This is a genomic window from Rivularia sp. UHCC 0363 (assembly GCF_034931125.1).
GTDB lineage: Bacteria > Cyanobacteriota > Cyanobacteriia > Cyanobacteriales > Nostocaceae > Rivularia.
In genome coordinates this window covers 1-10,655 of record NZ_JAYGHM010000121.1, presented here as the reverse complement: position 1 = coordinate 10,655, position 10,655 = coordinate 1, and the positions used below count along the sequence as shown (strand labels likewise).

10 protein-coding genes are annotated in these 10,655 nt (G+C 36.7%); 8 read left to right on the top strand and 2 right to left on the bottom strand.

The window, feature by feature from the left end; all coding sequences use genetic code 11:
• The first annotated feature begins 1 nt into the window (after position 1).
• Positions 2–1,510, top strand: coding sequence for an ATP-binding protein (locus tag VB797_RS34115; protein WP_416350968.1), 1,509 nt, complete (start codon positions 2–4; stop codon positions 1,508–1,510).
• A gap of 58 nt (positions 1,511–1,568) precedes the next feature.
• Here the strand turns inward: VB797_RS34115 and VB797_RS34110 are convergent, their stop codons facing one another.
• Positions 1,569–1,748 (bottom strand): hypothetical protein, encoded by a 180-nt coding sequence (locus VB797_RS34110; protein WP_323242240.1) that lies wholly within the window; start codon positions 1,746–1,748, stop codon positions 1,569–1,571.
• Between the two features lie 91 nt (positions 1,749–1,839).
• On the bottom strand, positions 1,840–2,034 hold the full coding sequence (locus VB797_RS34105) for a DUF2887 domain-containing protein (RefSeq protein ID WP_323242242.1): 195 nt from the start codon (positions 2,032–2,034) through the stop codon (positions 1,840–1,842).
• A 183-nt stretch (positions 2,035–2,217) separates the two neighbouring features.
• Here VB797_RS34105 and VB797_RS34100 point away from each other — a divergent pair, with 183 nt between their 5' ends.
• The 7 genes from VB797_RS34100 to dnaB all read left to right on the top strand — a co-directional run.
• Positions 2,218–3,285: a DUF4262 domain-containing protein gene (locus VB797_RS34100; RefSeq protein WP_323242239.1), complete on the top strand. Its 1,068-nt coding sequence runs from the start codon at positions 2,218–2,220 to the stop codon at positions 3,283–3,285.
• A 673-nt stretch (positions 3,286–3,958) separates the two neighbouring features.
• Positions 3,959–5,119 (top strand): hypothetical protein, encoded by a 1,161-nt coding sequence (locus VB797_RS34095; RefSeq protein WP_323242238.1) that lies wholly within the window; start codon positions 3,959–3,961, stop codon positions 5,117–5,119.
• A gap of 142 nt (positions 5,120–5,261) precedes the next feature.
• Positions 5,262–6,545, top strand: a complete 1,284-nt coding sequence (locus VB797_RS34090) for a type IV secretory system conjugative DNA transfer family protein (RefSeq protein ID WP_323242237.1) — start codon at positions 5,262–5,264, stop codon at positions 6,543–6,545.
• Entirely contained in the window at positions 6,514–7,086 is a 573-nt protein-coding gene (locus tag VB797_RS34085; RefSeq protein ID WP_323242236.1) for a TraM recognition domain-containing protein, read from the top strand. Before VB797_RS34090 ends, VB797_RS34085 begins: the two co-directional genes overlap by 32 nt.
• An 840-nt stretch (positions 7,087–7,926) precedes the next feature.
• Complete coding sequence (locus VB797_RS34080) at positions 7,927–8,316, top strand: hypothetical protein (RefSeq protein WP_323242235.1); 390 nt, start codon at positions 7,927–7,929, stop codon at positions 8,314–8,316.
• Between the two features lie 87 nt (positions 8,317–8,403).
• The gene (locus VB797_RS34075; protein WP_323242234.1) at positions 8,404–9,321 is read left to right on the top strand and encodes a hypothetical protein; all 918 of its coding nucleotides are present in this window, start codon (positions 8,404–8,406) and stop codon (positions 9,319–9,321) included.
• Positions 9,314–10,655 (top strand): replicative DNA helicase (gene dnaB, locus VB797_RS34070; protein WP_323242232.1); only part of this gene is annotated, 1,342 nt, incomplete at its 3' end. The genes VB797_RS34075 and dnaB, both read left to right, overlap by 8 nt.

The following is a 10,655-nucleotide window of genomic DNA, read 5'->3' as shown; positions in this document are numbered from 1 at the left end:
CATTACCGAACGATTTAAAATATTAGATTTTGTTTATGAATTAGCTCAGAATCAATTATTACCTTTATATTTTTGGAATACTGGTTATTCTGAGTTACAACTATTCAATGATAATCAGCGACTTATATCTACAAAATACCAATGTATATCAGGATTAAATTGGTTATTACAACATCCCGATGTACCAGGGATATTTGTTTTTGAAGGTACAATTTCGCCCGATAGCGTAACAGGTAGGTTGTCCCAGCAAACAGAAATGATGCTGAGTAATTTAGTTTATGACCTAGTTGCAAATTCTGTACCGAGATTTCTCATATGTTTGGAAAATTATGTTGAACTTCCTTACTCGTTAGCACCTTTAATTCTTGTATTAGTTAACCCGTTACCAAGTGCGATCGCAATTACAACTTTAGTTTGGGATTTTTGCTGTAAATTCACAACAAACAATACACAACAGCTTGAAACTTTAATCCGCACTTGCTTAGGCTTGCCGTTTGGTGAATTAGAGATGTTATTGAAGCGTTTATCGAGATTTACCCATTCCTTAGAAGAATTGATTGATGGGGTATTAAATTACAAGAAGAGCAAGCTAAAAGGTCAGGGTGTAGAATTTATAAGCGAACCTGATGTACCTTCATCTGCTGGATTGGATTTATTAGAAGAAATTTTAGAACGTGCTGCGGTATTACTTAAGCCAGAAGCGAAACAACACAATCTCAGCTTTCCAAAAGGAATGATTCTTTGGGGACCACCAGGAACGGGTAAATCTTTAAGTGCAAAATTAGCAGCGAAAAAAATGGGTGTACCAATGGTTGCTGCTGACTGGGCTGGGTTAAGGGGTGCTACTGCATACGAATCAAGGAAGAATTTACGAGAGTTTTTACAATTTTGCGATGCGAATGGAGAACATGGTTTAGTTCTTTATTTTGACGATTTCGACAAGGGTTTTGCTGGTTTCGATTCCGACAGTGACGGTGGTGTATCTCGTCAATTAGCAGGAAAGTTACTGACGTGGATGCAAGAAAGAACATCGCAAGTTTTAGTTATGGCAACAGTTAACAGATTGGAGTTTTTACCTCCAGAATTAATACGTCGTTTTGATGAGATTATTTTTGTAGACCTTCCCCATACTGGAGCAAGATATGAAATCTTTAAATTGCATCTAGCGAAATATTTTCCTGGATTGGATTTTTGCGAGAAAGATTGGTTGCGCTTATTGAGAGAAACCAAACTACTTACTCCGGCAGAAATCGCGCTGATGGTAAGAAAAACGGCTGAGGAAATCTTTTATCATAATGCACAGAAGTTTCCGACCTCTAAACTTGGCGAACAACCTTTAACTGTAGGTGTAGGAGACTTTTTAGAAGTGCGATCGCACTTTACTCCTAGTATGATTCGAGAAGAAGATAAAATTGTGGAGATTCGTAATAAAGCAATTTACGCTCGTCCGGCTGCATCACCAGATACAAGTCGTTGGGCTAAAGAACCGGAGGTTTTGTTTGGCAGTTGAAAAGTATCAAGTGGAATACTTTTAAATTCAGCACCCACTTGTTGCAAGCAAGCTAGTTTTATTGTTGAGTATTTTTTCTTACTGTTTCTACATCTAAATCGAGAGATTCTGCAATTTGTTCAACAGTTAACCCTAGTTTGATTAGCCTGGGAATAGTTTTTAATTTTGTCTCCAGGGAACCTTCTTCTTTAGCTTCTTGGTAAACTCTACTTGTCTTCAAAGAATCTAAATTTAACATGGCTTCAATTTCCTCCATACTCAAAGTTGAAAATAAGTGTGGCAATAAAAAACTCAAGTATCCAGGAAAATTGCCTTCACTACTTTTTACATCATAGATAACTATGGCATACCATTCTTCGTTTGGTGGTTGATACGCTTGTTAAATAAAGAACAATTTTCCCAGCAAGTTGATTGTAAAAATTATCGTCTTTGTAGGAATGAGCCTCTAAAAAATAGATTGGCTCCGACGGGTGATTTTCGGGAATTAAAAGTAAGCCATCTAAACGAAAACCTCTTTGTTTGATTTCCGGTGCTAGGAATTTATAGATGCTTGGGCCTTTCTCTGGTATTATTAAGTGATTTAACTATAGATATTTTCGCATTGCTTAATATAAATTATTAAGTGATATTACTGTTGTTGCTCAAATTGTAATTGTTAAACTAAAAATATACAAGTTGTCTTTTTCTTATTAAAAAGTGTCTCAACAATGGAAATTACTGTTAAAGAATTGTTTGATTTATTTACTTCTCGTTTAGGTCATAAAGTTAAATCACATCGTCAAGAAGAATGGCGTAATAGTCCAGAAGGTTGGGACAGTCATGCTTTAGGACATATGAAATACTGGATTTTCAAAGACGTTCAAAAAATGAGCCATAGTGAGAGTTTAAATCGAAAAGAGGATGAAAATAAAACAACTGAAGAATTATCCAAAGAAATATTTAATGTTCTAATGGAGCTTGATAAAAGGACTTTAGCTAATCCAACACCAACCGAAACAACTAAAAAATCTACCAAAATTAATAAATTTGCTGAGAATACAAATATTTTAGATTTATATAATTTAGGAGAACGCAATTTTAAAAATGCGAGTTTGAAAGGTGCAAAATTAAATGCTGTTAACCTCAGAGGAGCAAATCTAAATGGAGCAAATCTTCAAGATGCTGATTTAACTAATGCTGATTTAAGTGACTCTAACTTGATAAATACAAATTTAAGTGGAACTAATTTACAAGGAACTGATTTAAGAGGTGCAGAATTAGACGAAGTAATAATACGAAATATTATGACGCTACAAGAAGATGACATGCGTTCTTCTCTAGGTCATAAGATGTGGGAAAATTTAGGACGTTTAATATGGGGAAATATCCGAAAAACAGGTATTCATATTAATGTTTTCGATGATGAAGATAATGATGTAACTTGTTATTCTGTTGGTGCATCTGCTTTAGGACTACCAGAAATACTCATAAATGGCTTTCATCCAAAACAAGCATCTGTAGTGATAAATTGTATCTTTAATTTGATGAAAAATGGAGAAAATATTAAATTAGGAAAGGTCATTCAAATATTTGAAGGTAAAAGTCAAGTTATCTTAAAACCAGTGACTAGCGAAAATATCGTAGATATTACCACTTTTGCTGATTGGTTTGCAAAACGCTCTCCTGAGCTTCTGGTTTTTCAAGCAATTATTCCTGACACACAAGGATTATTTCCTTGGGAAAAAGGATTTGACTCTAATTACTCTCAACATTTTTATTGTCAGAATCCTTTTTAATCAAAAATGCATTTAATGAATGTATATGTCTTAATCATTATCAACTGGAAGCAACGCGATTTTGTGAAAACGAGTGCGACCGCCATATCTACACTTATAAAAAAATAAAAAAGATAACATATTTACTTTTTGCCTTGTTTCTATCAATAAATATCTCAAACACCTATTTTATCGTATAAACCAGCCAGTTTGTGATGCTTGCACTTATATCTTATTAGCTAGCCACAGCCTACCTTTGACAATTTTTGGAGATGTCTAATAGGTTGAGGTATAAATATTTAGTTTAAAACGTGTGACGCGGTGAGTCCAGTCGGCGGTGTCGGTTTCCGTCCCGTCGTCTCCGAAGGAAATGCTGGCGAACCCGAAGGGTGCAGAGTGGATAGGTCACCATATTCCTCCGATTCTTAAAAAATTAAATTGTCCATTAAAAACTTACCAATTATTAGACTTAGTTAAGGTATGTATAGTTACAGGTTATTCTGTAATAGGAGCTTTCATTGTATTAAACATACAAGCTGGTCAATAGTTTTGTAATAAAAATGTGATTTATTAAAGGGAGATAGCTTGAATATTAAAAATATCACTTTTGTAATAAACATATTTACGTCAATAGTCAATCACTTTCATTCTAAAAATTGTTTGAGAATAAAAGTAAATATCTCAACATAGATTAATGAAGATTGGTCAATTTATCGCTTTAAAAGTTTTTCCTATTTTACTAGCTTCCTTTACCATTTATGTTTCGTCATCTTTAGCGCAAAGCCAAACTAATTTACTTACGCGCATAGTTACTTCAGAAGAAGGAAATCTTGTATTACTACCTGACTGGCAAACAATCTCATTTAACCAAATGCCACCAATCCAAAAAAGTGGTTTAATAAAAGTTAACGGATTAGCTCGTAAATGGAATGCCGGGGATACTCCAGATAAATATTTAACTTTAGGCGATATTGATGAAGCATTAAAGCCCCAGCTATTCAGTCTTAATAATATTGTAAGTGTTTCCAATTATCCAGATTTAAACACTTCGACCTTAGAAGATTTTCGACTGTTAGGAGAGCAAAGCCTTCAACATTTGGCAGAAGTAGTACCAAACTTAGGACAAAATAATACAGAGGAAATACCACCCATTGCTGCACTATTAAAAGCCGAATCTCCTCAAATTAATACCAGCACAACTCTATCAAATCTCTTATCCCAAAATCCAGCTTTAAGAAAGCTAAAACTCAATCAAGTTGACTTATCAACATACACAATTTCTGACATCCCCAACCTTAATGCAGTACAACTATCGAATTTTAAAGGTTGGGAAAACGCTTTAGTTAAAGATATTCCAGGATTAAGCGATGTTCCTTTAGCTTCTTTCCCCCTTCCCTTAACCGAATCAGGTAATAAGGTTGCCAGAATTGATTTCATTTGGGGTCGTGCTGAAAAACGTCGTCAACGCACGGTATCTGGTTCGGATGTAGCAGGCTTTTCTGTTCCCTGTGAAGGAGAAAATTGTCCAAATATTGAACTTGATGATTTAGAAAATTCAGGACGTAACATAAGAGGTAAATTTGAAGGAAGTTCTTGGATTAGCGGAAAATATCAAAAGGTAGAAGGTGGTTGGGGTTGCTTGAAATCGGTAAATGGAGGTAAGGAACCTACGGGAAGATTGCCTTATGGAAGCGCTTTTAAAGTAGCAGTAATGGAACCCGACGAGAAAACCGATACTGTTGACACCGCTTTATTCTTTCGCTTCAGAAATGCCTGTGGTGCAACACCATATTTTATTGGTCCCATTCCATTTTTTACTTATAAAATTAATGCGCCTGTTTTTATAGGAGATTGACCATAAAATACTTATTCTCGATCAATGATTCTACCAATCCATCTTCTAAAATTGTGCGCTTTTTAGGCTACTTTAACTTAGGCTTAGGAATTTTCGTACTTTTTACAACTTTATTTCTCAAAGATAGGCTTTAACTTTTAAGATGAAGCAGTATTTTTTATATTCACCAAATACCAAATACAAAACTGTTACCGAACAAAAATCAAACGGGATTTTATCCGGTTTTGACATCAACGGACTATTTAAAACCTTCGTTAATCCCGAAGGTTTAGCAATGATAGGGATTTTAGTATTTTTAATTTTACTAAGTCAATTTTCTGGTAATAAAAAAGGCAAAATATCTACTGGAAGAGTAGTAGGAATAAGTGAAAAATTAGCAGCAACTAACCTCGCTCTCAAGCAAATTGAAGAACGCTTTCACAATAAAGTAACTTTCTGGTGTGGTTCACCCCGCTACTGGTTTTCTGGTAGATTCAGAAAATTTGGTGCATCATTTCAAACTTTTTTTGGAGCATCACCAACTGTTTGGATTCCTCATGCGGAACGTTCTACCCTTGTTCTTGGCGCTCCCGGTTCCGGTAAAACTTTCGGCACAATTGACCGTATGGCAGAAAGCTGTATGATGCAGGGTTTTCCCCTAATTGTCTACGACAAAAAAGGCGACCAGATGAAACTACTTGCACCGCTAGCTGCACGCTACGGTTACGACGTGCGAATATTTGCTCCTGGGGAACCATACAGCGAAGTAATTAACCCACTCGATTTTATGGAGAATCAGGAAGATGCGGTGAGCGCGGCACAAATTGCTCAAGTAATAAACGCAAATGCTGGTGGTAGCGGTAAAGGTGATGAGTTTTTCTCAAAAGCAGCCGATTTATTAGCTAAAGCACTAATCCAATTAGCCAAAGGTAGCGACTGTCCGGATTTAGCCACCGTTTACTGCATCCAGTCCATCGATGATTTTATCAACAAGTTACACGCAGCAGTGGAAGCAGGTACGATTTCTCGTTGGGTTGCTGCTTCGTTTCAACAATATCTTAAAGCAAAAGACAGCGAGAAAACTATTGCGAGTATAGACACAACCACAGTAGGTATATTTTCTGCTTTTATCCAGCGATCGCTTCTTTCTTCTTTCATCGGTAAAAGTACTATTTCTACTAAATTATCGGGAAAGCAAATCCTGATATTCAAATTAGATGACCCCAGACGCGATGTTGTCGGACCATTGCTTGCGGCAGCATTGCACATGACCATTGTGAGCAATTTATGTACGCAAAGGAAAGACCCGCTAGGAATATTTATCGATGAACTGCCATCACTTTACCTCAAAGCATTACCCCAGTGGATTAATGAGTACAGAAGTAACGGAGCTTGTTTTGTATTAGGTGTCCAATATGAAAGAACAACTAGCGAACGCATACGGTGATAATTTAGCAACCGCTATAATCAGCGCTTGCAGCACTAAAATTCTCTACAACCCAGCAAATTACTCAACTGCGGATAAATTTTCCCAGTCTTACGGACACAAGGAATTTATCGTTAAAAATAAATCTATCAGCGATTCTAAGGAAGGACGAACGGTAACTTGGACGGATAATTTACAGACAATGCCGATTCTTACCGCAGATGAAATCATGCGCTTTCCAATCGGCAAATGTGTGATTACGAATCCTGGTTATACCTCTGGAAATGAAGGTTCGATTCCTTATCCTATAACTATTCCCATCCCCAAATTAGATATAGAGCGAATAAATAGAAGCGAACAACTTTGGTTCCAACAGGTTTATCCAAGGTTAATTATGCGATCGCCTCAAGTCCCACTTAGTCACTTAGAGGAAGCTATAGATTTGAGAGAACGAATTGCAGAGCAGCTTTTAGTAAGTGGGGAACATTCAGTACAATCAATCAATCAAGTAGAAGGCAAGGAAATAGAATTGGTTAGCCCTGCTCACGAAGAGGCTTGGTAGAAAAGACAACTCTATGTTAACCATTTAAAATTCAAATACAGTTAATATATAGCAAGTAAGCAGATAGTTGATGTCGGCAAAATGCCGTAAAAAGTAAAATATTAACTTTTAATTCCAGTATTTATAACTATTGTGCAAGTTTATTAACTGTCACCGAAGTTTTCTATATTACTCGTATTATTGTCCTCAATTAGATCAACCTGCCCATCAAATCTAATATAAATAAGAAATATTCTCAGTATTTGCCTTATTTTTATCTAATTAAATAAAAAATGTAGTTAAGAGTTTCCTTCTCATTTGATTTCTCTTGCTTTATTAGAGATTTGGCGACTTGTAATACTCATGAATATACTATTTTTATACAAGTATAGAAAATATAGATTTTCTATATAGACTGTGTATCAATTAATATATTTATTCATGAATTGCTTTGTATAAAGAAAAACGATTGGACTACATAATATTAAAATAATTTGGTTGATTAATTTTGCCGGATTTTTTTTCTATCACTTATGATGAGTAAGAACATCGAATCCGGAATATTCAAGTTTTGCTCGCGTATCAAATTAGCTTCGATCTACATATTTTTTATTCATCCTCCGTGCATCTATATCTGCGAATTTTTGTACAGACAACTACCCAGAGAAAAGTTCGATGTTAGTAACAAAAATCTGAACGCGAAGCAATCAGTTTTGGCAGAAACTTATGAAGTTGCGGGATACAAACCCCTGACCGCTTCTAGTCGCTCATCCGGATTGTCTATCCCATACTTTGTCCTTTAATATGGAGAGCGCGTTAATAATCACTACTAATGGTGATGAATTTTTCGCGTGAATAAAGATGACAAAAAATGTCCAATTGTTCTCTAAAAAATATCTGACCGACGGAGATTATTTGGTAGCTGTCGAGCGGATTAAAATCAAGCATAAATTATTCCGAGTAATTGCTTACAAATTAGTAACCGGAGACACTGCAATTACGACTCGTCAAATGGCGGTTTCGGTGAAAAAACCATCTTACACTGCTCGCCAATTTATGCGAAAGATGGGAGTTGAGCCGATTCGAGTTCAAATGCCTAACCGCTCCGTGACAGATATGATTGAAATCTCAATTGTTACGGCTTTTTGGAAATCACTTAACGAATCGGGTGAAGGTAATCCACTTACAATAATTGGTCAAAAATATTTGGACGAGTATTTGATTGAATCTAAATATGTAAGTGGATTCTAGCAAAAAGGCAGAGGGCAGGGGACTTTTATGGAAAACTAATCTTTTTCATTGGGACTGCCTTCAAGTAAATCAAATAATTCTAGATGTATGACACAAATACAACAAACAGCTATGAATGATAGCGCAATTTCGAGTGTGGAGCCAAATGGTTTTTATCAAACTCCAAATTCAATGGCTATTAAAGCTATTCGCAGTAAATTGACTGCTGCTGATTGGGCATTATGGTCTTATTTGCAAATGGTAGACCCTTTCGGTGACAAGATGATTGAACTACCGAAAATTCCGGAGATAGCCGAAGTCATAGGAGTAAGCTTCAGACAAATCAAACGCTCGCTTTCTCGTTTAGAAGAACTAGAACTTTATTTTTGGGAACCTGTTTTAGTGCGCGGACAAAATTTAGCAGGTAAAAAAGCAAAAGAGCTTTGTCAGCAGAAAAAGACAAGTAAATCCTCTGGAAAAAAGAAAATGACAGATTTGTCCAACCCTGGACAATTTTGTCCAAATGATGACAGATTTGTCCAACTCCGGACAAATTTGTCCAATTTTGGACAGAATTGTCCAAATCGAGAGCTAGAATCCTTGCCTGACAAGGGTTTCATTTCCCCTCAGACTTATTCAGACTTTATACAGACTCTCTCAGAAGGCGAGAGAGAGAATTTTTGGCAATTTTCTAAAAATAAAACAGCTTCATTGCCAAAACCTCCACAACTACCGATGAAGTGGATTGAAGCTAACTTTGAAGAATTACGCCGACAGTGGCTCGAAACGCAAAACCCAAAGGGTAAATACAATTTTGAGGCTTTCAGTGAGCCGCAGCACCAAATGTGGTTCGGGCAACTACAGATTGTCGTTAAAAGTGCCACCGAACGCACAGACGATACTAATTTACGGCAATTTTTAAACGACGATTTTTACGAATGCTGGTTTAATTGGGCGAAATCTGCTCGTGTGGACGTGCGCGAACTTTTAGCAAAAAATCCAATTCTTGAGGAGAACTATGTCTGAAAATCTTAGTTTTGCGAGTATTAACAAGCTGCCTCCTCAAAATATCGAAGCAGAGCAAGCAATTTTAGGCGGTATCTTGCTCGACCCAGGCGCGATCGCAAGAGTTAAAGACATACTCGCGTGTGAAGCTTTTTATCTAGGCATCCACCGCGATATTTACACTGCTGTGTTGGAACTTGATAACTCAGGTAAGCCTACGGATATGCTCGCAGTTATTAACTGGCTCTCCGATCGCAATCAACTTGCAAAAATTGGTGGTAGGAACCAATTAGCGTCCCTGGTAGACCGGACGGTATCGGCAGTTAACATCGATGCCTTGGCTCAATTGGTGATGGATAAATACCACCGACGGCAATTAATCAAAGCCAGCGGAGAAATTTACGCCCTAGCGCACGACCAAACCGAAGAAATAGGTAAACAGCTATCCATAGCCTTTTCAAAGGTTCTAGAGGTAAATAACAGCGCTTTTGCATCATCCTCCGAACCAACCCCCTTATCATCCATCTTGATAAATGCTTTTGAACGCATTGAAGAAAAAAGTACGGGTAGGGGTGTTAACACTGGATTTTATGACTTAGATGCGGTGATAGGAGGATTTAAGCCGGGAAAATTAATCACAATTGCTGGTCGTCCGGCGATGGGTAAATCATCTTTTTTAGGTAATTTAGCTTTTAATATTTCGCGACATCAACAGATGCCAACTGTAATTTTTAGTCTTGAGATGGATAAGGAGGAATGGGGAGATCGGTTTTTATCGACTGATATGCCCATTGAATCAAGCTATTTACAAAACGGCTTTGTTAGTAAAAACCAATGGGAACCTTTAGCGCAATCGATTAGTAGATTAAGCGAATTACCGATTTATATCGATGATTCACCGATGTTAACTATTAATTCAATTCGTACAAAAGTTAAACGATTGATTGCAGAAAATAATCGCATTGGCATGATTGGGATTGACTATTTGCAATTAATGGAAGGGACGGATGGTGATAGTTTTAATCTGGCTTTTCAAATTGGAAAAATCACCAGAGGATTAAAGCAATTAGCACGAGAATGTAACACAACTGTTGTTATTTTGTCGCAGTTAAATCGTGGTGTGGAAAGTAGAAATAACAAACGTCCTTTGATGTCAGATTTAAGAGAATCGGGGCGAATTGAGGAAGATTCGGATTTAGTATTGCTGCTGTATCGTGATGAATATTACCACCACGATACGGTTGATAGAGGTATTGCAGAGTTAATTGTTGCCAAAAACAGGGGTGGATCGACGGGAACTATAAAACTGCTGTTTGATGCACAGTTTACTTGTTTTAAAAATTTGGTACCACAGT

Excerpts from the sequence above, each read along its gene's own strand:
- VB797_RS34110 (WP_323242240.1), bottom strand. The coding sequence starts at position 1,748 with ATGTTAAATTTAGATTCTTTGAAGACAAGTAGAGTTTACCAAGAAGCT.
- VB797_RS34100 (WP_323242239.1), top strand. The coding sequence starts at position 2,218 with ATGGAAATTACTGTTAAAGAATTGTTTGATTTATTTACTTCTCGTTTA.
- VB797_RS34095 (WP_323242238.1), top strand. The coding sequence starts at position 3,959 with ATGAAGATTGGTCAATTTATCGCTTTAAAAGTTTTTCCTATTTTACTA.
- VB797_RS34090 (WP_323242237.1), top strand. The coding sequence starts at position 5,262 with ATGAAGCAGTATTTTTTATATTCACCAAATACCAAATACAAAACTGTT.
- VB797_RS34085 (WP_323242236.1), top strand. The coding sequence starts at position 6,514 with ATGAAAGAACAACTAGCGAACGCATACGGTGATAATTTAGCAACCGCT.
- VB797_RS34080 (WP_323242235.1), top strand. The coding sequence starts at position 7,927 with ATGACAAAAAATGTCCAATTGTTCTCTAAAAAATATCTGACCGACGGA.
- VB797_RS34075 (WP_323242234.1), top strand. The coding sequence starts at position 8,404 with ATGACACAAATACAACAAACAGCTATGAATGATAGCGCAATTTCGAGT.